This is a genomic window from Arenibaculum pallidiluteum, from assembly GCF_017355985.1.
Taxonomy (GTDB): domain Bacteria; phylum Pseudomonadota; class Alphaproteobacteria; order Azospirillales; family Azospirillaceae; genus Arenibaculum; species Arenibaculum pallidiluteum.
In genome coordinates this window covers 174,384-194,694 of record NZ_JAFIQU010000011.1, presented here as the reverse complement: position 1 = coordinate 194,694, position 20,311 = coordinate 174,384, and the positions used below count along the sequence as shown (strand labels likewise).

Genomic DNA, 20,311 nt, shown 5'->3' with positions numbered 1-20,311 from the left:
GCATGTTACTGCAGATGTCGCTGATCGACGGTCGTGCTGGACGTCCGAACCCGAACATCCCGCAGGCACCGTCGCCCGCGCATCCCTTCTCGAAACTCTTCGATTTTAAAAGAACCCGGCACCCCGGCGGGGCGCCACCGACGGCGAAGCCGCCGCTTTGAGGCGGGGCGATCGCTGCATCGGCCTGGAAGATCGCGGGGCGGGTCGCCGCCCCAACGGTTCTCTATATACGCCAGTCGCCCTGGTGTTTCAAGGCCTCGATGCGCGGCTTCGAACTTTTTTCCGCGACACCGGCCGGGCTTTCGCCCTGCGGCGCAACAAGAGCTGGTGTAGAGGCCTTCCTTTTCAAAGAAGACCCATGCCGCTGATCTTGCGATGAGCGGCATCACCTCCTGGCGGGATTGCCCACCAGGACCGTCCTGATCTCTATCTGGGTGATCGGCATCCAAAGAACCACTGGGTCCGTATTCGGACCCGCTTCCCGTGGCGCCGCCGACCATGCGCCCGGGGGAGCGCTTATATGGGATCGCCGATCGCCTTGTCTAGCCCCCTTGCGCTCGGTCGCCGCGAGGTCCGATCCCTTTCACACGCCGCCAAGCCTATCGCGCTCCACTCCCGGGCCGCGTGACTCATCCGGCGTCCTGTCCGATCTCCCGTTCTTCCGCCTTGGCCAGGAAGGCACGCGCGTCTCCAGCTCCGCTCACCACATAGCCGACGGCAAAGTTCCTGCTGTTGTGGTTCCAGCCGATGCGGCCCGCGCCGTCCAGCGCGATTGCCCCGCCATCGGCACCAAGGGACACCAGGCGTACGAGCGCCCGCTCGACGGCGCTGTCCGGATCCCCGCCCTCGAGGCCGCGCACAACCCGGGATGCCAGCATCGTCCGCGCGATCGCCTCTCCGTCCCCGGAGAACGAGACCGCGCCGACGCCATCCTCGGCATAGAGGCCGCACCCCGGCAGCGGGGAATCGCCGACGCGTCCCACTGCGCAACCCTCGAGTCCCCCGGTCGACGTTCCCGCGGCCAGATGTCCCTGCAGGTCCAGCGCGACGCACCCGACCGTGTCCCGTCCTGCCCCACCCCGACCCGCTCCGTTCCCGGGCAGCATCGGTGCCGGCGGATCGCATCGCTCGGCGCCCCGCTCCGCGGCAAAGGTGCGAGCCCCGTCCGCGACGAGCAGCACGGGATCCTCGCGCAGCATCAGCCGCGCCACGGTGATCGGATGCCTCACTCCCCGGATGGCTGCGACCCCGCCCAGATCAAGCGTCTGCCCGTCCATGAGCGCGGCATCCATTTCGACGTCGCCTGCGGCATTGCGCACGGATCCGCGACCGGCATTGAAGGTCGGATCGTCCTCCAGCACGCGGATTGCGGCCTCGACGGCGTCCACGGCAGCGCCGCCCGCCTCCAGCACCGCTTGTCCTGCAGCCACGGCGGCAAGGCAGCCGCATCGGTTCGCCTCCGCCTGCGCTGGATCGATGGACTTGGCGCCGCCATGGACGACGATTGCCCACCGGCCGGTCATACCACTTCCCCCTCCGCGTCGGGGCTAGTAGCGATCCAGTTCATCATGGCCCACTCCTGGCGATCGTCGGCGGTCGTCCCGCTCCTCCAAATGGAGCCGCCAAGTGGAGGGGAGGACGCGCGGATGGGACCGAAACAATCGAGACCGGCAGGAGCCTTGCGGCCCCGACAGCCTATCCCGTGCGGAGAAGAGGGGTAGATCCGCACGACAAGCTGGCCTGCAACTGCGCCGCGGCGGTCGCGCTTGCCGCCGTCGTCTTCTGGTGCTGACAAGGCTTAAGCTGTCCGACGGCATCAAGGGCTGCAGGCAGCCCGTCAGGACGTGTGCCGGCGCCGCTTGGCGAAGCCTTTCCCACCATCCACTAGCAGCAGGCTCTCCTGATGCCTGAACCCAGCACCTCAATGTTCAAGCTCGATCCCGCGCCGAAGGTCATCACCTTCGACTGCTATGGCACGCTCGTGCAGTGGCACGAGGTGCTTCTGCGCGAGATCGGCGCGATTCTGGCGGAGCACGACGCGAGCGGCGTGAGCGCATCCGCGATCCTCGACAGCTTCTCCGCGCAGGGGCGGCGCCTGACGGCGGAGAGGCCGCACCGCCTCTACAAAGACATCCTGCGCATCGGCTTTGCTGCCGCGTTCGGGGAGCACGGCCTGACACCGAGCGCGGACGAGATCGAGGGCATTGCGTCCTCACCCATGACGATGGGCCCGCACCCCGAGGTCCCGGATGTCCTGCGGCGACTGCGAGAGCGCTACAAGCTCGCGATCTTCACGAACTCTGACGACGATCTTATCGCGCCGACCGTCGCGCGCATCGGCGTGCCCTTCGACTACGTCATCACCGCCGAACAGGCGCAGGCCTACAAGCCGTCGCGACAACTCTTCGAGTACGCCTACCGCACGATGGGCGTGACGCCGAACGAGACGGTGCACGTGGCGATGGGCATGTACTGGGACATGAAGGCCCGTCATGAACTGGGTCTGCGCGGCATCTGGGTGAACCGGCGGGGCGAGACCGGAAACCCGGACTGGCTGCCCTATGCGGAGGTGTCAGACTTGGATGGAGCGGGCGCATTGCTTCTGCCGCCATGACGCTGGCATGGCGCGGCGCTTGTTCCGCTCAGGGTTGGAAGCGGAACCTTGCCGTTTGGCTGGCTGAGTCCAGACCCTAGGCTCCGCGCAATCGCTTCAGGCGGGCGAAGGTGCCATCATGCTCCCGCACCTGAAGGAAACCCAGGCGCTTGCCGGTCTCCGGCGACAGAACGATGATGACGTCCCCCTTCGACAGCACGGCCTCGGGATCCCGTACGGATGTCCTGTTCATGCCGATTCCGGAGGTGCTCCAGCGGCACCCCTGTGGCGTGACGCAGTCCAGCTGGATGCCTGCCACTGGGGCGTTCCGGACATAGGCCATTTCACCCATCGGGTCTCCAAGGTCTGCACCGCGCCGAAATCCGGGCACCATACCGTTGGTCCCGATGTCGGGATGGCCTCTCGCCTGATCCCGCCCGGCAGGTCCGGCCGGATGACACTCCATTCCGGTTCAACAAGACGGTGGCCTGGGAGTACCCGGCGATACGCATGCCTCTGGCTTCAGGGCAGCCCTTGCGTCCTTTGGTGCAGAATGACGCTCCGCCGCGGCAGCGATGAGCCGCGCCCCCCAACTGGCTGGCATAGCGGAAGCGGGCGTTTCGAAGGCATATGCCCAATGCGACCCGCGTCCTTTGCGGCGCCCCTCATGGTTGTCAGATCGCTCGACCGCGCGGCACGGCTCCTGTCGCGATCCATAGGGGCCCCGGGGGTCAACAAATGTCGCCAGTGCCGCAATCACCTCGCAGCCTCTGGACGGAGGTGAAGCCCCTCGGCATCAGCATGCACGCGCGCATGTGGTCCGGAACATTGACAAGACAGGATGCGCCTCCGGTCATCCTGGTGCACGGGCTTGCTCTGTCGAGCCGGTACCGGATTCCGCTGAACCAGAGGCTGGCAGTGCTCGGATACCAGGTGCTGGCGCCCGATCTGCCGGGCATCGGTCGCACGCCACCGCCCGCGGACGCCCACTGGCCCGCCGGGCCGAACGTTCGCGAGCAGGCGGACCAGCTGCTGGCATGGATGGACGCCAACGAGATCAGTCGGGCCGTCCTGTTCGGAAACTCGGTTGGCATCCAGGTCGTGGTGGACGTCGCGACGCGTTTCCCCGGGCGCGTGGATCGTCTCGTCCTTGCCGGTCCGACTCCTGACCCGGCCTACCGATCCCCGGGCAAGCAGTACCCGCGCGTCATCATGAACATGCCGTTCGAAGCACCATCGCTGAATGCCGTCTTTCAGAGGGAATACGCGTCCGCGGGGATCCCGAGAATGGTTCAGCAGCTCCGCCGCACGGTCATCGACCGCATCGAAACGAAGCTGCCCAGGGTGCAGGCGTCGGCCCTGGTCATCCGCGGCCGGTACGATCAGACCCTGTCCCAGCCCTGGGCGGAGGAGTTCACGCGGCCGCCCATGGGCCCGGCGCGCCTCGTACCAACGGCAGCTCGGCACAATGGCGCGGCCGCTCTGACACAGCCGGCGCATTCTGCTCCTGCATTGCCGCGCGAGACGGTGGCGCTGCCATGACTTCCATGCACTCGCAGCCACCTGATGCATTGCAGGGGCACAAGGCATCGGACGGCGCGTTCGCCGGACGCCTTCGCGGATCGGGCCCGACCCGGTTGGAAGCCGCCCGAACTCCTGATCCCGCTGCCGGCAAGCCGGCACCGCAGCCATCACCGAGAATCCGGCTGATCGACAGGCGTCAGCTGGATCGGATCGCGATCGCGGGACGCAAGGGCGATTTCCTCGGAGCCCTTCAGGAATGGGTCCTGCCCGAGTTCATTGCGGCGAGCCAATGGCCCGGCATCAAGGATGCGGGAAGACCCGAGGTGCGCATCCTGGATCTGGTCGGGTTCGATGCATTCGGTGAGGACGTGCTGCTCGTATTCGCAGCCGCACGACAGTCCCACGGGGCCGAGCAGCGCCTTTTCCTGCCACTCGCTCTCGTCTGGGACGGCATGCCGCGCCCCCATGGCTGCATCGCCGAGATCGACCTCCACGGCCGGAAGGGATGGCTGATCGACGCCTTCGATGACGATCAGTTCGTCTCGGCGCTGGTCGAGGGGCTGGTTTCGGCCGAGGGCAGGAAGGTCATGGCCGCTTCGGGCCTGGTGTTCCGCAGCACGGCGGCTGCCACGGGATGGACGAACAGGCTGCGATGCGGGGCGATCATTCGCAGCGGGACCCGCCGGCCAAGCGGATCCCTGCGGATTGGCAACGTGGCCATGCTGAAGCCGATCCGGCAACTCCATCCCGGCAGTCAGCCCGAGCTCGAGACCCTGCACTTTCTGTCGGAGGTGGCTGGGTTCCGAAACACGCCGGCGCTCCTCGGAACGGTGGAATGGGTTCGGCCGGGACATGCGCCAACGGCGCTTTGCGTCCTGGAGACCCTTGTCACCAACGGGGGTGATGGCTGGCACCACGTGCTCGGTTGCCTGACGGCCCGCCTCGCCAAGGCGCGGCGCGACGAGGCCTTGGCCGAATCCGGACTGATCCACCTGGCCGGCATGCTGGGCCGGCGGACCGCGGAAATGCATCAGGCCTTCGCCTCCTCCTGGACACGCTCCGACCCGGCGTTCCAGCCGGAGCCCGTGGACGATGTCGATCTTCATGCGTGGTGCGCCGAAGCCAAGGATCTTGCGGAGCGGACGTTCGGTCAGCTTCAGCAGGCGCTCCAACGCCTGCCACCGAGCCTCCGCTGGCCGGCGCACGTCCTGTTGTCCAGGCGATCCGACGTGACGGAGGAAATTGACACCCTTCTTCCGTCCGATCTGAAAGCCATGAAGACGCGCGTTCATGGAGCCTACCATCTGGGCCAGGTCCTGATGGGGCCGCGCGACATCTACATCGTCGGGTTCGCAGGGACCTCCCTCCGTTCGCCCGACGCGCGACGGGCCAAGCACTCGCCCGTGCGGGATGTGGCCGGAATGCTCCGGTCCTTCTGCGATGCGGCTGCCGCGGCGGGGCGCAGTCCTGACGTCGGCCCCTCCGACTTCAAGCGGCTGCGGGCCTGCTCCCGCGACATGTCGAAAGCCTTTCTGTCGGCCTATCGCCAAGCGGTCCTGGGATGCTCCGCGATCCCCACCGAGGCCGATGACATGGATCGCCTACTGCGCTTCTTTCTCATGGAGAAGATCCTGGACCAGCTCAGCCGCGAGCTGGAGAACCGATCCGAGTGGCCGGTGATCCCGCTATGCGACGTGCAGGCAATCCTGGATAGCGGCGCGGGAGGCAGGTTCCGGCCCCCGGGCGAGGCCGCAGCAGCACAGGCGTAACGAGAAGCTCAGGCGGGTGGACCGGATATCGGCAAAGGCTTTCAGCCCCAGCCGTTGCGCAGCCACCTTTCCCATCGCCCCGCCAATGTGACCTCGGCTTCGGGCATCGCCCCTCGGGCGCGGAAGGACGAAAACGGCTCGCGCTCTCTACCGCCGCTCGACGAGCATCTTCTTGATCTCCGCGATCGCCTTGGCGGGGTTGAGGCCCTTGGGACAGGTGCGTGCGCAGTTCATGATGGTGTGGCAGCGATAGAGCTTGAATGGATCTTCGAGCATGTCCAGCCGCTCACCGGTGGCTTCATCCCGGCTGTCCGCGATCCAACGATACGCCCATAGCAGAACGGCGGGCCCCAGGAATCTCTCGCCGTTCCACCAGTAGCTCGGGCAGGCCGTAGAGCAGCAGAAACACAGGATGCACTCATACAGGCCGTTCAGGCGCCCGCGCTCCTCCGGGCTCTGCAGCCGCTCGCGCGACGGCGGGGGCGTGGTCGCCTTCAGCCACGGTTCGACCGATTGGTACTGGGCGTAGATGTCGTTGAGGTCGGGGACCAGGTCCTTGACGACAGGTCGATGCGGAAGCGGGTAGATGCGGACGTCACCCCTCACTTCGTCGACGGGCTTCAGGCAGGCCAAGGTGTTGGTGCCGTCGATGTTCATGGCACAGGAACCGCAGATGCCTTCGCGGCAGCTCCGCCGGAACGCCAAGGTGCTGTCGATCTCGTTCTTGATGTAGATGAGGGCGTCAAGAACCATCGGACCGAACTTGCCACGGTCGACCTCGAACTCGTCGATCCGCGGATTCCGGCCGTCCTCGGGGTTCCAGCGGTAGATCCGGAAGGTTTTCGTGCGTGTCGCACCGCGAATCGTGGAGTGCCGCCGGCCAGTCTCGATGGCGGAGTTGCGGGGGAGCCGGAACGCAACCATCCTCGATATTCCTTCTTTCCAGACGCGAGACGCCGGGAAACACCGACGCGGTGGCAGCGCCTGCCCCTGAGGGGCAGGAGCCCTGTCGGCTTCCGTTCACTCGTAGAAGCGGTTCTCCGGATCGTCGAGCGCGTCGCTGATCCCCTCCGGCCCGTCGTCGTAGGCTTTGCCGACGTCATTGGTGTCGCGGTCCACGAGGTTCCCGTCCTCGCCCTCGAACGACAGACCCGGCTCGGCTTCCATCCGGCTCAGCACGTCGTCGTCCTCGGTGACCTCTTCCGCGTCCGGATCGCCTGTATCGGACTGGTCGTCGAGGCGCTGCTCCGCCCCTGCCCAGCCGAGTTCGCCCTCCATGACCTCCAGAACCTCCTCGTCCGGCTCGTCGGTCTCGGGTATGCGCTGGTGCCCGCGAATGAGCCCCTCGCGGAGCTCGTCCAGCGACACGGCACGTTCGGCGATTTCGCGCAGGGCGACGACGGGGTTCTTGTCGTTGTCGCGGTCGACCGCAAGCGGCGCCCCCGCAGCCACGTTGCGCGCGCGCTGCGCAGCAACCATGACGAGATCGAACCGGTTCGGTATTTGGAGGACGCAGTCCTCGACCGTTACGCGTGCCATGGGATCCTCTCGACCTCGGGTCCCAGCCGTCGACGAGACGGGTAGACCTCGTCGCGGCTGTCAGTCCAATGCCAACGGGGCTGGCAGGCTTGCGGCAGTGACGCTCGGCCGGGATAGGCTGACGGGGGAAGACGGCACGGCGCGATCAATCTTCGCGGCGGTAGTATCTGGCGCCATGGCGTGCGCGTCGGCGGCCCGGTCTTCCCACCAGGAGGTCGGCTGCCATGCCCGTCGCGAACGCATACACGGCCTTGTGCAGGAGATCGACGACCTGCTCGTCGATCGGCCATGTCCAGGGCGGCGCTCCGACGCGCGTGGCGTTCTCCAAGGTCTGGTCGTTGATGAGCCTCAGATTCAGGAACATGAAGGATCCGACTGGGCCAGCGATGCCGCGCCGCGCCATCCCGGCGCGCACCGCCCCCAGTGCGATCCCCTGTCCCCAGTGCATTGCCCAGTTCAACCCGAGGCGCTCGTCGTCGGGCCTTGCGGGAAGCCCGAGCAGCCGCTCCAGCGTATGAGCGGGAACATAGGAATTGGGGCGCCCGGTAAGCGCCTGCTCCAGCTTCTCGGCGACGGTCATTGCTGCAACGCCGACAGCGCCGGCCAGAAGGCCACGCGCGATCACCTCCCCCGGTCCCATGTCCCGGCGCGGGTCCCGGCGCGGGTCCCGGCGCGGGTCCCGATGCACCTGTCCCCGGTCGAGGAACGGATCAGGGCCTTCATGCTCGGCGACGAGAATGGCGTCCATTTCCGCCTGCCCGCCATCATGCATACGGTGCACGCGCATCGAGCCCCCATTGTTTGACGAGCTGCAGGAGGGCGCCTCCGAAGACGGTCCGGAAACCGCTCGGGCCCTGGGTCAGAGGTCGTTGCTCTTGAGGTTGTCGGGTTCCATGTTCGGATGGTTGATGTTGGAACGGTTGGCGTCCGGGTCTTTCTGCCACCAGTCGCCGGACTTCTCCGTCCGCCGATCTCCTTCCGGAAGCTGGTCCGCATTCTCGATCACGCGGATCGCCTCGGGATCGTTGCTCTCGTTCGATCGATCGGCGTGACCAGGCTTCTCCGCCGGTTTATCCCCGCCGCTCGGCAACTGACGCTCTTCTTCCATGCTGTCCCCACTCGCGCTCGCATCGGGTCTCGGGTGGAGGCCTGAAAACAGCACTGGGATCACCGGGTTCCAGCACGGAAACAGAATTCCGATTACTCATGCGCAAATGTGTCGACCGGGCACGCCACAGAGCAGGCTCAGAAAATTGTGGAAGTCCGCCTCCACGTCTATGGCGCCATTCAGCCGGCCCGTGCCCATTCTTGTTCCCGGCCCCGACGATATACGCATATGGGGCATCGTGCGGTCAGGATTTCTATGCTGTTGACTGGCCCAGATCCGGCCCGAACCGCGGAATCCATGCCCGAACTCGTTCGCAAGCAAGCCAAGCTCGATGACTTTGCCCATGTGGTGGTGATCGGCGCCGGCTTCGCCGGGCTGAGCCCGACGCAGACCCGGGCGGCCGCGGCATTCGGATCACGGTGATGGACCGGCGCAACTTCCATCCCTTCGTGCCGCTGCTCCGTCGGACGGCCACCGCGGCGCCGTCGCCGGCGGACCTCGCCGAACCCATCCGGCACGTCCCGAACCGCCATCGGAACGTCGTCGTGATCCTGCGCGAGTTCGCCGGAACCGGCGCCGAGCGCCGCATGGTCCGCCTTGCAGCTTCCGGCCGCCTCGCCATGGCACCGTCGCTCCACCCCTGGACGGCCTCTTGCAAGCTTTCCGAACGTGCCATGCTGCAGATTGGAGCGGGAGATGACGTCTGGTCAGTCCCGACCAAGCCGGGCCATCCAGAAAAGGATCGGCCCGGACCACATTCCCGGCTCCGGACCGATGGCGCCGATGCGCCCTCCGCTGACCGTCAGCCCCTTCGATGACCGGCTTCAGCGCCGGTCCCACCGATCCGCAATCCCGACGCGTCGCGCTGGTGCTGTCGGGCGGGGTCGCGCTCGGTGCCTATCAGGCCGGCGCCTACGAGCACCTCCACGAAGAGGGGCCGGAGCCGACCTGGATTGTCGGTACATCGACGGGGGCGCTGAACGGGGCCATCATCGCCGGCAACCCGCCGGAACGCCGTCTGCAGCGGTTGCGGGAGTTCTGGTCCGTGGCGGCCTGGCCGAACATGACCATACCGTACCACCGGCCGGCACCGCTCTTCTGGCAAGGGGCGGACAGCGCCGCGAGCGCGGCCTGGACGCGTCTCTTCGGCTGCCCCGCGTTCTTCATGCCCAGCCCCGCTGCATTCTGGCCGGGTCAGAAGAATCGCCCGGGTCTGTACGATCTGGCGCCGCTCGAAGCGACGCTGAAGCGTTATGTCGACTTCGAGCTCCTGAACGACGGCCCGCTCCGGATGACTGTGACGGCGGTCGACGTCGAAAGCGGCGAGACCGTCTTGTTCGACACCCTCAGGCAGCGCATCGGGCCGGAACACCTGATCGCCAGCTCCGCCTTCCTTCCGGATTTCCGCCCCGTCCAGATCGACGGCCGTCTATTCGGCGACGGCGGCCTGCGCGCGAACCTGCCGATCGGGCCCGTGTTGGAGGACACCGATAGCGCCGACATGATGTGCATCGCGGTCGACCTTTTCGGGATCCGGGGAACGCTGCCGGGCTCGATCACGGCCGCGGCCGACCGGCGCGAGGAGCTGCTGCTGGCGACGCAGTCCCATGACGCTCTCGCCGCGTACCGGCGCATGCACGAACTCCGCTGCAAGCTCGCGCGGCTGGCCGCGAGCATTCCCGGCGACGTACGGGGCGATCCCGCAGTCGCCGATGCGCTGGCCGATTGCACGGCGTCCGCCGTGACCATCCTCCACCTCGTCCATCGCGGCGACCGCGGTGGTGGCGTGCTCGGCCTCTACGATTTCTCGACAGCGGCCCTGCAGGAGCGATGGGCCGCCGGCTTTCGCGACATGCGCGAGGGCTTGGCGCTTCTGGGGGGATCCGAGGCGCAGCACCGGACGCCCGGCTTCAAGATCATCGCCGCCGGAGGATCGAGATGATGGAACGGAGCTTCGTCGGACGCACCATCGTGATCACCGGCGCCTCGAGCGGCATGGGTCTCGGCATGGCACGCGCCTTTGCCCGCCGCGGCGCATCCGTGGTCCTGGCGGCGCGCCGCGGCGACCTGCTCGACCGGGCGGCGGAGGCCTGCGACGCGCTGGGCGGGCGTGCCCTCGCCTTCCCGGCCGACGTGACCGACGCGCGTTCCATGCGTGCGCTGGCCGAAGCGGCAGTGGCTGCCTTCGGCCGGATCGACGTCTGGATCAACAACGCCGGCGCGAGCCTCTGGGGCCCCTTCGAGGCGATCCCGGTGGAAGTCCAGGCCAGGCTTCTGGACATCAACCTGAAGGGAGCGATCAATGGCTCCCATGCGGCCGTGCCTCATCTTCTCAGGAACCGGGGACGAGGGGTCATCATCAACGTCGTCTCGATCGCCGGGCGGGTACCCTTCGCATGGGCTGCCAGCTACAGCGCCAGCAAGTTCGGGCTTGCGGGCTTCACGGAGGCATTGCGCGACGAGCTTGCCAGCCGCTCCTCCATCCAGGTCTGCGGAGTCTATCCCACCTTCGTCGACACGCCCACCGACCGCCACTCCGCCAACTACACCGGCCGGACGTTCCGCCCCGTACCCCCCGTGGTCGATCCCGAGCGCGTTGCCGAGCTTGTGGTCCGCCTCGCGATCCATCCCCGCAGAACCTTGCATGTCGGCGCGCATCACGCGCTCGCCGTCCCCTATCGAATGGCCCCGGACGCGACCGGCCGCATGCTCGCGCGCCTGGGAGGTCTGTTCTACATGCGCTCGGGACGGCGGGCGCCGATCACGGATGGTTCCCTGTTCATGCCCGTCAGGGCTGGTACGGGCGTCCGCGGCGGCTGGTGGGCGCCCGAACGTGCAAGGATGAAGCGCGCCCTTGGCATCGGCGCGGCACTGGGAGCGGCAGGATTGTCGGCGATTGCCGTGGCGCGCCTGGCGGCACGCTGAACCTTCGGCCCGTCCATGCGAGACTCACATGGCGGTCGGGACGCGATCCGGTTTATGGGTGGAGGGCAAGGAGCCACGATCCCAAAACCACGGACCTCAGGCGGCCATGATCTACGCGTCGATTCTTCAGCCCGATGGACAGCACGCCGACTTCCACAGCGGCCCGGGCGCCCGCGCCGAGGTGAGAATGGAGAACGGAGTGCTGGTGCTGCATGTCCGCGACGGCTCGGGCAGCGTGCGCGTCCGCATCTCCGAGCCGCTGCTGGCCGAGATCGTCCGGGCCGGGGGCGGTCTGGCCCCTTCGGCGCCCGGAGGCGAGGTCTAGCCGCCCGCTCCCGGCAGGCCGACCGCCCTGCCGAACGCCTGCCCTGACCGGACGCGCTATCCGGAGCGGAGCGGTCCCGGATCGGGGAATTAATTCGAGAGTACAAGAACCCTGCGCGTTCGGAGAGCCTGAATGGCTCCTCTGCCGCCCGGCCGCGCCCTGGACCGAGCATCGGAAAAGAGCTTATCGGTACGGGATAGAAACGATCCCGGCACCAAGGCATGCCGGGGCCCCGCGGGGAGGAATGAACCGGCCGGTCCCGGCATGCGGGTCGGCCGCGGATCCCCGGCGGGCTGCCGGGGCGCCGCGGCCGACCCGACGCCCATGCATCACCGCCACCGCATGCCACGCACTGCGGGAGGAGCTGTCATGGTGTTGCCTCTGCTGGCCGAGGATCCGCGGAGCGCCGCTGCGGTCCAGCGGACCACGATGTCGCTGGACGTCCTGGGCCGATTCCTCTGCAACACGCTGGACGAGGCGCTGGCGCCCGCGCAGGCCCTCCCAGACGCGGACAGGGTCCCTCCCTTCGACCTGACGGCGAATTTCGACGCCATCGTGATAGGGTCCGGCATGTACGGCGCGTACTGCGCCGCCCGGCTCTGGGGCAATGGCGGCAAGGTGCTGGTGCTGGAGGCCGGTCCCTTCCTGATCAGCGAGCATTACCAGAACCTGTCGAATGTCGGGCTGGGAACCGGGGGCACGGCCTTCGCAGGGCCCGGCGCGAACCCCGAGGCCGATACGGTGACCGACCAGGTCTGGGGCCTGCCCTGGCGCAGCAACCAGATCTTCGCGCGCCAGGCCTTCTGCGTCGGCGGCAAGTCGCTGTTCTGGGGCGGATGGGCCCCGCGGCTGACCGATGGAGACCTCGATGCCGCGCTTCCAGGCGGCAGGCCATGGCCGAAGGCCGCCGCCGACTACCTCAAGGAGTATTACGAGCGCATCGAGCTCCAGCTCGGCGTGCGCGAACACGTCGTCCCTGCCCCCGGGCAGAGGCCGGCCGCCGAGATCCGGACCGACCTCTTCAACGACACCGACAGGAACCGCCTGACCATGCAGCTCCAGCCCCGGCTGCAGGCGCTGGTCGGGCCGGTGGAGGTCGTGCTCGGCGACGGGAGCCGGGTGCAGAGCCGGATCGACGAGATCCGGCCGGCACCCATCGCGATCCAGGCCGACTCCCCGGCCTCGGGCCTGTTCAGCTTCGACAAGTTCTCCAGCCTGCCCGTGCTGACTGAGGCGATTCGCGAGGATGTCGGCCGCTCCGGCAATTCGGACCAGCGGCGGCGGCTCTTCCTGGTGCCCAATGCCCGCGCGCTGACCCTGCTGACGGCCCCGAGCGGGTCCGGGCACCGCGTTACGGGCATCGTGCTGTGGGACGGCCGCGCGCGGCGGACCGTCGAGGTGCCGGAGAGCTGCAATGTCGTGCTCGCCCTCAGCGCCATCGAATCCACCCGCCTCGCGCTGGAATCCTTCGGCGGCATTGCCCCCCTCGGCAGCCTGATGGGCCGCAACCTGATGGCCCATGTCCGCAACAACGCCACGGCCAGGATCAGGCGCCGGGCGATCGGCGTGCCGCAGATGGACATCCTGCAAACCTCGGCCTTCCATATTGCGGGAACGGCGAGCAACGGCGGCCACTTCCACCTGCAGTTCTATGCGGGGTTCCAGCCCGGGCCGAACGCCGAGGCCGTGCTCTACCGGATGATCCCCAACATCGAATCCGCCCAGGCGCTGCTGGCGAACCAGGATCCCGACTGGGTGTCCATCACCTTCCGCGGCATCGGCGAGATGTTCGGCAGAACCGATCTCGCCCCCGGCGATCCGGGAGCGAGCTATGTCGACCTCAGCCAGGACTTCGACGGGTTCGGCCACAGGCGGGCCTGGGTCCACTACGTCCAGCAGCCCGACGACCTCCTAGTCTTCGACGAGATGGACCAGGCGGGCTTCGCCGTGATGCGCGGGCTCGTGCCCGATGACGGCGACATCGAGTACTGGGACGAGCACCAGGGGCGCTGGGTCGCGCAGAACCCCTACGCCCCGGGCAGCCCCCGCTACGGCAAGCTCAAGCAGGAGGGCGGCATCCGCGACCCACTCGGGACGACCTACCATGATTCCGGGACGCTCTGGATGGGCGAGGACCCGGCCAGCTCCGTCACGGATTCCACGGGTCGCTTCCACGGGATCCGCAACGCGCTGTGCGTGGACCAGGCCGTCTTCCCGCGGGTGGGCTCGGCCAACCCGGTGCCGACGGGGCTCGTGGTGGCGCGTCGGGCCGCCGAGGCGATCGCCGATGACGGGCTTGAGGTCGACGCCGTCCGCGACGGCGCCGGGGCCAGCGTGGCCTTCCACCATCGCGCCGAGCCCGGCTTCACGCCGCTCTTCGTCTTCGACCGCGACCCCGTCAGCCGCGAGGCCCTGCTGCCGCGGGGATGGCGCTTCGTCGGCTCCGGCGGCTTCGCCCGCTGCGGTCTGGCGCTGGAGACCCAGGGAGGCATCGGGCTGCTGTGCTTCGAGCCCGCGGATTTCACCGACTTCACGCTGCGGCTGCAGTGGCGGGCACTGACGGTCCGGAACAACTCCGGTGTCTATGTCAGGCTTCCGCGCCGGCATCTCGCCGAGCCCGACAGGCTGCTCAAGACCGGCTACGAGGTCCAGATCGACAACACCGGCGAACGCCCCGAAGGGCTGTCCTTCCCCCCGCCCCTGTTCAACCGCCACCACCAGACCGGGGCGATCTATCCCATCCACCCGACGGATGGCTTCCCGGCGGCGGAGGACCTGCCCTCCCCCAACGGCGCGCCGTCCATCCAGCCGATCCCGACGCGCCCGCTGGAGCTCTGGAACGATCTGGAGATCATGGCGGGCGGCAACCGCATCCGCGTGGTCCTGAACGGCATCCCCACGCTGGAGGGCGGAGACTATTCCGACGCGCGCAACGCCTATCCCGCCGGCCTGATCGCGCTCCAAGCCCATTTCAAGGGCCACCGCGTCCAGTTCCGTCACGTGCGGATCCGCGAGGGCATGCCGCAGTTCTAGGCGTTCCAGGCATCAGGCGGCTGGAGACGCCGCCGGCGCCAGGAGATCGTCGAAGAACGCCGCGTGCGGCTCGGGCAGACGGCCTGCCGCCCAATAGGCGAAGGCATCGCAATACCACTCCTCGGCCACCGCGTTGTGGTGCGACAGGAGCCTGCGCGACACGGGATCGGCGAACCCGTCGAAATGCCGCATGCGGCGCAGGAAGCCGGCGTGCTCGGCCTCGATGCGCCGGCGCGTGGCGCCGGAGCTGGCCTCGCGGGCTTCGAGAAGCTCGAGGACGAAATGCGCGTATTCGTGCAGGACGACGAAGGCGACCTCCCATTCGGGATCGGCGTCGCCCTGCGCCAGATCGGCAAGCCAGGCGAGATTCAGCCGGATATCGGTCGTGCCCCTGGTGTGCAGGCCGATCGCCGCCCCCGGCCGGTGGAGCTCCTCGATGAAGTAGGAGACGCTGCACGGCGGAAGACCGCCCAACCCCCTGGCCGCCAGCAGGCGGTTGGCCAGCGCCGCCGCGGGCGCGATGAACTCGTCGGCCACGCGCGAGCGCTCGATGAACTGCGCCGACGACAGGAACCGCATGCGCCCCACTCCATGTCCTCTGGAAAGAGATGGGGGCGCGCCGCGGTCTGCCGAAGGTCCCTTCCGATCCCGCGTGTTCGCGCGAGCCGGACCTGAGAGGCCGTTCGCGCCCGGCACGGTTCAGGCCGTCTGCAGAGGCGGCCTGTCGGGCGGACGAACGGCCGGGGGGACGGGCGGCCGGAAGCGGGCGCGCAGCGCCGGGATGAGGTCCTCGCGCAGGATCGCGACGAAGACGAGGAAGGACAGCATCCAGGCCATGTATGCGTAGCGGCCGCCGGCATTGTAGAAGAGCAGCATGCCGTGCTGGGCGATGGCGCAGGCTGCGATCACGCGCAGCGCCGTGCCGCCCCCGCGGCGGAGCAGCGCGTAGGGCAGGACGGCCGCCATGGGAAGCCGGTAGAAGTCGCTCCACGCGTTCCAATCGGCGAGCTGCGCGGTCATGCGCCACCATGCGGCGTCCTCGAAGTCGAGCGAGACCAGGGCCCGCAGGCCCGCGGCATAGTCCCCGGGCGACATCTTCAGGTTGTTGGGATTCGCCACCACGTCCGAGAAGAGGACCGCGCGGCCCCCGAACCAGGCATTGTGCAGCAGGCCCAGGAACACCGCGGCGGCGCCCAGGACGAGCAGCCCCACGGCGCCGTGCCGGCCCCTGGCCAGCAGGGAGACGCACGCCCAGGCCGAAAGGACGGCCGCCGCCGGCGCCAGGTTGGGCCGGACGAGCACCGCGCCGGCAAGGAGCAGCCCGCCCAGGAACGCCGCCGCCGCCGAGAGGCCCGCCACGGTGCCATCCGCCACGCGGGGTGCGGCCGGCGGCGCCCCGGCCCGGCCGAAGGCCGGCAGCAGCGCGGCCATGGCGGCCAGCAGTGCGGCATAGCCCAGCGTCTCGGCATGGCCGCGATGCACCTGGTAGACGAAGTTGAACTGGGAGAAGCCCATCCGCTCGAAGGCCGGGGTGAACAGGAACAGGAGGAGGAGCCCCATGGCCCAGCGCCCGGGGAACAGCCTGCGCAGCAGACCGAAGACGATAACCGGCACCAGCGCCAGGACCGCGAGATAGAAGTAGTGGGTCTCGCCGAACAGGAACTTCCCGGCGGCCAGGGCATAGCGCAGGCCAGGCTGGAAGAAGAAGACGGATTCGCCGCCCCGCAGCGCCCCGGCCCAGTCGCCCGCGACGGCAGCCCGCAGGATCTCGCGCGCGAAGCCGTCATGGACCAGACCGTCCCCGCCGCCGCCATAGATGCTGAGCCCGTCCAGCAGGGCGCTGGCCTTGTTCCCGATATCCCATCCCGCCGCCCAGAGCAGCGTGCCTCCAAGCGCCAGGGCCGGCACCAGCAGCCGTCGGTCGCGCAGCCGGACCGCGAGAATCATGGCCGCGAGGACCGCCGCGACCGGCAGCGCCCGGGACGCGGCGTCGCGGACCGCCAGCGGCCAGGAACGGTCCAGCCTCATGGCGAGCGCCTGGCCGGGACCCGTGGAATAGGCGATGGTCGCCGGCCTTTCCCGGAGCCCGTCGAGCAGGATGCAGCGCTCGCCGTCCCGGGCCTGTAGCAGCTCGGCCCGCCCGTCGGCGAAGGGGCGCAGGAGCGTGCCGGTCCAGCACAGGCGCGATCCCTCGTAAGCCGGGGGAAAGCTGTGGGTCACGAACACGGGCAGGCTCTGCCGGTCCGGGTTCCCGGGCCCGTAGTAATTGAACCGGGCGCGGTTGATCGCGGCCGAGAAGAGCTGGTCGCGACGGGAGAAGCCGATGTCGCGGACCCGCCGCGTGTATCCCGGCACAGCATCCAGGGCACCGTCGGCGGAGAAGGCGTGCAGCTCATCCACGGTCGGGTCGCCGGCCCGCCAGCAGGCCGGGTCCGCGGCATCGCAGACGTGGCGACCGAGCTCCGCGCGGACATCGGCGATCATGGGCTCCGCCACGGCGGGCGGCAGCGTGCCGAGAGCCCCCGGGTTCGTCGCGAAGACCATCACGTTGAAGCCCTCGTCGATCGCCGGGGGCGCCAGCAGCCGCCCGGCGGCGGCGGCCGCGAGCAGGACGGCGAAGGCCACCGGAAGGGTCCGTCCGCCGCGCAGCGCCCCGAACGCCATGGCCAGGAGCAGAGCCAGGAAGGATAGGAATTCCGGCAGCGCGGCCACCGGAACGCCCAGGCACAAAAGCGAGGCGGCGACCAGCAGGGACTTGAGCGCAACGATCCTCATCGACTTCCACGTCCTGCGGGCATCCGCGCGACGCCCGCGCGATCACCCTTCCGGGGGCGGCCCCTCCGCAAGGCTGGGGATCCTGGCCGAGCAGTCCCCCCTTTGCAAGGAGCCGCCTGCGCGGTCAGACGAGGAAGCCGCTGGACGTCACGTGAAGCTCCGTCCGCGTCACGCCCGCGAGATGGACGACCTCGCGCCACGCCATTCCGCTACCGTCCATGTCGACGGCAAGGCGCGTCCAGCCTCCCCCGTCGTCGATCCTCATCCGGCGGTCGCCGACGGGGTCGAAGCCGTCATAGCCGATGGCGGCGAACAGCCCGCGCAGGTCGAGCATGTCCTCGCCCCGTCTGAAGTCCATGACCTTGTCGGGCCCTGCATCGAGATCGGCGTTCTTCCAGACGAAGATGTCGCGTCCGGCGCCGCCGGTCAGCAGGTCGGCGCCGCGCCCGGCCTCGATGATGTCGTTCCCGGCCCCGGCATCCACCGTGCCCGAGCCGGCGGCGATGCGGATCAGGTTGTCGAGCCCGTTGCCCGTCACCGTGTGGCGGTACTCGCCCTTCAGGATCAGGTTCTCGACCTCGTCGGCGAGCGCGTACCGGCTGCCCCAGCAGACCACCGTGTCCGTGCCCTCGGCCGGGCGCTCGATCACGCGGTCGCCGAGCTTGGAATCGACCACATAGGTGTCGTCGCCGGCCCCGCCCGCCATGGTGTCGATGCCGCCCTTGGGATCCATGAGGTCGTTGCCGGGGCCCCCGGACCAGTTCTCCGCGTCCGTCGAGCGGTCCCGGGCATAGAGCGCGTTCTGGGGAAGCTCGCTCTCGGGCAGAGCGAAGGGTGCCGGCATGCCAGCCGGCCGGGCGTTCACGATAACGAAGTCGTCCGGCCGCAGATCCTCGGGCCTTCGCCCCAGCAGCGTCACGCTCTGCCCGGCGCCGAGATCGAGCACGGCATTTCCGCCCTGCGTCCTGAGTGCCGCTACCGCCTCGGCGCCGCTGCGCAGATCGGTGTCGAAAAGGCGGACCACGTCGCCCGCGCCGAAGTCGCCGATGGTGTCGCTGCCGTAGCCGCGGACCACCACGAAGGTGTCGCTCCCGCCGCCGCCGGTCAGGTAGTCGTCGCCCAGGCCGCCCTCGAGCGTGTTGGCGGCCTCGCTGCCGGAGATGCGGTTGTCGAGGGCGTTGCCGGTGCCGGAGGACCGGTAGCCGCCCCGCAGGGCAAGGTTCTCGACATTCGCCGCCAGCCGGTAGCGGCTGGCCCAGGAGATCACCGTGTCGATGCCCTGCCCGGGCAGCTCGACGACGCCGTCACCATACTTGGAATCGACGACATAGGTGTCGTCGCCGAAGCCGCCGACCATCACGTCGACGCCGCCCTTGGCGTCGATCAGGTCGTTGCGGACGGTCCCCACGATGCGCTCGGACTCGGCGGTGCCGTAGAAGCGGCGCTCGGGCTCGCCGCCCGGCGGCGGCAGGCCCGGACCGCCGTTGAAAACCACCAGCCCGGCATCGAGCAGGCCTGCATCGAGCCGCGCCAGGCGCAGGGTCTGCGTGCCGAGCGCGATCACCGTGTCGGCGCCGTCCTGCCGGATCGCCGCCCGCAGCGCCGCGAAGTCCGTGACGCCGAAGCCGGCCAGGACCAGCTTGTCGCGGGCCGCCCCGGTGGCCGAGAAATCGGTGATCACGTCGTTGCCCGCGCCCCTTGCGAAGACGAAGGCATCGGCGCCCGCGCCGCCGGTCAGCCAATCGTCGCCGCCTGCGCCGTCGAGCCTGTCGGCCCCGGACGAGCCGGTCAGGGAATTGGCCGCGTCGTTCCCGCGTCCAGACGCTCCAACGGCGCCGAGAAGGACCAGGTCGACCGCCCCGGCGCCCAGCGTCGCGTCGGCCGAGGACGCGATCCTGGTTCCGTCGAGAAGGTCCAGCTTGACGTTGGTGCCCGCGGCCGTGACCAGCACCTCGACCGGCTGCGGCAGGCCGCCGCCGCTGAAGGTGACCAGCGTCCGCCCGCCGCCGAGCGCCATGTCGTAGCCGCCCGCGGCCCGGGTCGTCCCGCTGTCAACGGCACCGTCCCCCGATGCGAGCGTCACCGCGATCCCGCCTTGCCCCTCGCCCAGGGAATATCGCGCGTCGCGGATGACGGCGTCGGCATAGACGACGCCGGTCAGGAAGTACTGCGGGCGCCCGTCCCAGGCCGTGATGGTGGCCGTCGCGTTCGCCGGGGTGCCGTTGCTGAGGATCGCCCATTTGTGTCCGACGCCGATCTCGCGCGCAGCGGGATCGAGAAAGACGGAGCGGGACCAGTCGCTGCCGTAGGTGGCCGACCAGAACAAGTCAAAGTCGCGGGTGGGGTCCCGGTAGCTGATGGACTGGGTCATCGTGTCCGCCGCGCTGCCGCCGGGGGCGAAGCCGTAGCCGGCCTCCAGCGCCCGGTCCATCCCGGACCTGTACGAATCCCAGTCGCCTTGGACGTTCCGCTCCGCCCTGGCCCGCATCGCGTCCACCAGACGCCCGTCGACCGCGAGCGGAGCGACCGGTGCATCGGCGATCGGCCAGCGCGGGTCGTCGGTGGGGATCCCCACCCGCCGCGCCTCCCCGACGGGGTCGAGGCGTGCGCGGTTGACGAGTTCGACGATGTACTGCTCGATTTCGGTGGGAAGGGCCATGGCTCCGCTCCGCAGCTATCGGAGCAGGGCCTCGCCCTGTCCGATTGAGATACCTCTTTCG

Annotated in this window: 17 protein-coding genes and 1 pseudogene; 8 read left to right on the top strand and 10 right to left on the bottom strand. The window is 68.9% G+C overall.

Translation table 11 applies throughout. The features are described from left to right. Window positions 1-629: 629 nt before the first annotated feature. Window positions 630-1,523 (bottom strand): isoaspartyl peptidase/L-asparaginase family protein, encoded by an 894-nt coding sequence (locus tag JUB13_RS20865; RefSeq protein ID WP_207482279.1) that lies wholly within the window; start codon window positions 1,521-1,523, stop codon window positions 630-632. 401 nt (window positions 1,524-1,924) lie between these two features. On the opposite strand from JUB13_RS20865, the gene JUB13_RS20860 reads away from it, so the two are divergent. Continuing rightward, window positions 1,925-2,614, top strand: coding sequence for a haloacid dehalogenase type II (locus JUB13_RS20860; protein ID WP_207482278.1), 690 nt, complete (start codon window positions 1,925-1,927; stop codon window positions 2,612-2,614). 76 nt (window positions 2,615-2,690) lie between these two features. On the opposite strand, the gene JUB13_RS20855 is transcribed toward JUB13_RS20860, so the two are convergent. After that, entirely contained in the window at window positions 2,691-2,846 is a 156-nt protein-coding gene (locus JUB13_RS20855) for a hypothetical protein (protein WP_207482277.1), read from the bottom strand. Between the two features lie 377 nt (window positions 2,847-3,223). Here JUB13_RS20855 and JUB13_RS20850 point away from each other — a divergent pair, with 377 nt between their 5' ends. Next, complete coding sequence (locus JUB13_RS20850; RefSeq protein WP_328702979.1) at window positions 3,224-4,135, top strand: alpha/beta fold hydrolase; 912 nt, start codon at window positions 3,224-3,226, stop codon at window positions 4,133-4,135. A 149-nt stretch (window positions 4,136-4,284) separates the two neighbouring features. Here JUB13_RS20850 and JUB13_RS20845 read toward each other — a convergent pair whose 3' ends face one another. Next, window positions 4,285-5,223, bottom strand: coding sequence for a hypothetical protein (locus JUB13_RS20845; protein WP_207482275.1), 939 nt, complete (start codon window positions 5,221-5,223; stop codon window positions 4,285-4,287). On the opposite strand from JUB13_RS20845, the gene JUB13_RS20840 reads away from it, so the two are divergent. Further along, complete coding sequence (locus JUB13_RS20840; RefSeq protein WP_207482273.1) at window positions 5,203-5,886, top strand: hypothetical protein; 684 nt, start codon at window positions 5,203-5,205, stop codon at window positions 5,884-5,886. The genes JUB13_RS20845 and JUB13_RS20840 overlap by 21 nt on opposite strands. A 147-nt stretch (window positions 5,887-6,033) precedes the next feature. Here the strand turns inward: JUB13_RS20840 and JUB13_RS20835 are convergent, their stop codons facing one another. The 4 genes and pseudogenes from JUB13_RS20835 to JUB13_RS20820 all read right to left on the bottom strand — a co-directional run bounded on the left by JUB13_RS20835 (window position 6,034) and on the right by JUB13_RS20820 (window position 8,533). Next, window positions 6,034-6,810, bottom strand: coding sequence for a succinate dehydrogenase iron-sulfur subunit (locus JUB13_RS20835; RefSeq protein WP_207482272.1), 777 nt, complete (start codon window positions 6,808-6,810; stop codon window positions 6,034-6,036). A gap of 255 nt (window positions 6,811-7,065) precedes the next feature. Beyond that, a pseudogene (rpoZ, locus tag JUB13_RS31495) lies at window positions 7,066-7,425 on the bottom strand (DNA-directed RNA polymerase subunit omega); the annotation flags it as partial. Between the two features lie 145 nt (window positions 7,426-7,570). After that, on the bottom strand, window positions 7,571-8,173 hold the full coding sequence (locus JUB13_RS20825) for a hypothetical protein (protein ID WP_207482270.1): 603 nt from the start codon (window positions 8,171-8,173) through the stop codon (window positions 7,571-7,573). Between the two features lie 111 nt (window positions 8,174-8,284). Further along, window positions 8,285-8,533, bottom strand: a complete 249-nt coding sequence (locus tag JUB13_RS20820) for a hypothetical protein (protein WP_207482269.1) — start codon at window positions 8,531-8,533, stop codon at window positions 8,285-8,287. Between the two features lie 297 nt (window positions 8,534-8,830). Here JUB13_RS20820 and JUB13_RS31860 point away from each other — a divergent pair, with 297 nt between their 5' ends. The 5 genes from JUB13_RS31860 (at window position 8,831) to JUB13_RS20800 (ending at window position 14,816) form a co-directional block, all read left to right on the top strand. Beyond that, window positions 8,831-8,956, top strand: coding sequence for a hypothetical protein (locus tag JUB13_RS31860; RefSeq protein ID WP_268914391.1), 126 nt, complete (start codon window positions 8,831-8,833; stop codon window positions 8,954-8,956). Between the two features lie 391 nt (window positions 8,957-9,347). After that, window positions 9,348-10,475 (top strand): patatin-like phospholipase family protein, encoded by a 1,128-nt coding sequence (locus tag JUB13_RS20815; RefSeq protein ID WP_207482268.1) that lies wholly within the window; start codon window positions 9,348-9,350, stop codon window positions 10,473-10,475. Further along, window positions 10,472-11,458 (top strand): SDR family NAD(P)-dependent oxidoreductase, encoded by a 987-nt coding sequence (locus JUB13_RS20810; RefSeq protein ID WP_207482267.1) that lies wholly within the window; start codon window positions 10,472-10,474, stop codon window positions 11,456-11,458. Before JUB13_RS20815 ends, JUB13_RS20810 begins: the two co-directional genes overlap by 4 nt. A gap of 106 nt (window positions 11,459-11,564) precedes the next feature. Then, on the top strand, window positions 11,565-11,783 hold the full coding sequence (locus tag JUB13_RS20805; RefSeq protein ID WP_207482265.1) for a hypothetical protein: 219 nt from the start codon (window positions 11,565-11,567) through the stop codon (window positions 11,781-11,783). A gap of 369 nt (window positions 11,784-12,152) precedes the next feature. Then, window positions 12,153-14,816 carry a family 16 glycoside hydrolase gene (locus JUB13_RS20800; RefSeq protein WP_207482263.1) on the top strand — a complete coding sequence of 888 codons (2,664 nt, stop codon included), beginning with the start codon at window positions 12,153-12,155 and terminating at the stop codon, window positions 14,814-14,816. Between the two features lie 12 nt (window positions 14,817-14,828). On the opposite strand, the gene JUB13_RS20795 is transcribed toward JUB13_RS20800, so the two are convergent. From JUB13_RS20795 to JUB13_RS20785, 3 genes are all read right to left on the bottom strand, one after another. Beyond that, the gene (locus JUB13_RS20795) at window positions 14,829-15,395 is read right to left on the bottom strand and encodes a hypothetical protein (RefSeq protein ID WP_207482261.1); all 567 of its coding nucleotides are present in this window, start codon (window positions 15,393-15,395) and stop codon (window positions 14,829-14,831) included. A 120-nt stretch (window positions 15,396-15,515) separates the two neighbouring features. Then, the gene (locus JUB13_RS20790; protein ID WP_207482259.1) at window positions 15,516-17,591 is read right to left on the bottom strand and encodes a hypothetical protein; all 2,076 of its coding nucleotides are present in this window, start codon (window positions 17,589-17,591) and stop codon (window positions 15,516-15,518) included. Between the two features lie 124 nt (window positions 17,592-17,715). Next, on the bottom strand, window positions 17,716-20,250 hold the full coding sequence (locus JUB13_RS20785) for a calcium-binding protein (RefSeq protein ID WP_207482257.1): 2,535 nt from the start codon (window positions 20,248-20,250) through the stop codon (window positions 17,716-17,718). Between the last annotated feature and the right edge of the window lie 61 nt (window positions 20,251-20,311).

Bases quoted from the DNA above. Each gene is read 5' to 3' on its own strand.
- JUB13_RS20820 (WP_207482269.1), bottom strand. From the start codon at position 8,533: ATGGAAGAAGAGCGTCAGTTGCCGAGCGGCGGGGATAAACCGGCGGAG.
- JUB13_RS20825 (WP_207482270.1), bottom strand. From the start codon at position 8,173: ATGGACGCCATTCTCGTCGCCGAGCATGAAGGCCCTGATCCGTTCCTC.
- JUB13_RS20845 (WP_207482275.1), bottom strand. From the start codon at position 5,223: ATGAAGATCGACATCGTCCACGGGCTCCGGCTGGAACGCCGGGTCGGA.
- JUB13_RS20785 (WP_207482257.1), bottom strand. From the start codon at position 20,250: ATGGCCCTTCCCACCGAAATCGAGCAGTACATCGTCGAACTCGTCAAC.
- JUB13_RS20795 (WP_207482261.1), bottom strand. From the start codon at position 15,395: ATGCGGTTCCTGTCGTCGGCGCAGTTCATCGAGCGCTCGCGCGTGGCC.
- JUB13_RS20860 (WP_207482278.1), top strand. From the start codon at position 1,925: ATGTTCAAGCTCGATCCCGCGCCGAAGGTCATCACCTTCGACTGCTAT.
- JUB13_RS20850 (WP_328702979.1), top strand. From the start codon at position 3,224: ATGCCCAATGCGACCCGCGTCCTTTGCGGCGCCCCTCATGGTTGTCAG.
- JUB13_RS20810 (WP_207482267.1), top strand. From the start codon at position 10,472: ATGATGGAACGGAGCTTCGTCGGACGCACCATCGTGATCACCGGCGCC.
- JUB13_RS31860 (WP_268914391.1), top strand. From the start codon at position 8,831: ATGCCCGAACTCGTTCGCAAGCAAGCCAAGCTCGATGACTTTGCCCAT.
- JUB13_RS20835 (WP_207482272.1), bottom strand. From the start codon at position 6,810: ATGGTTGCGTTCCGGCTCCCCCGCAACTCCGCCATCGAGACTGGCCGG.
- JUB13_RS20865 (WP_207482279.1), bottom strand. From the start codon at position 1,523: ATGACCGGCCGGTGGGCAATCGTCGTCCATGGCGGCGCCAAGTCCATC.
- JUB13_RS20815 (WP_207482268.1), top strand. From the start codon at position 9,348: ATGACCGGCTTCAGCGCCGGTCCCACCGATCCGCAATCCCGACGCGTC.
- JUB13_RS20855 (WP_207482277.1), bottom strand. From the start codon at position 2,846: ATGAACAGGACATCCGTACGGGATCCCGAGGCCGTGCTGTCGAAGGGG.
- JUB13_RS20805 (WP_207482265.1), top strand. From the start codon at position 11,565: ATGATCTACGCGTCGATTCTTCAGCCCGATGGACAGCACGCCGACTTC.
- JUB13_RS20800 (WP_207482263.1), top strand. From the start codon at position 12,153: ATGGTGTTGCCTCTGCTGGCCGAGGATCCGCGGAGCGCCGCTGCGGTC.
- JUB13_RS20790 (WP_207482259.1), bottom strand. From the start codon at position 17,591: ATGAGGATCGTTGCGCTCAAGTCCCTGCTGGTCGCCGCCTCGCTTTTG.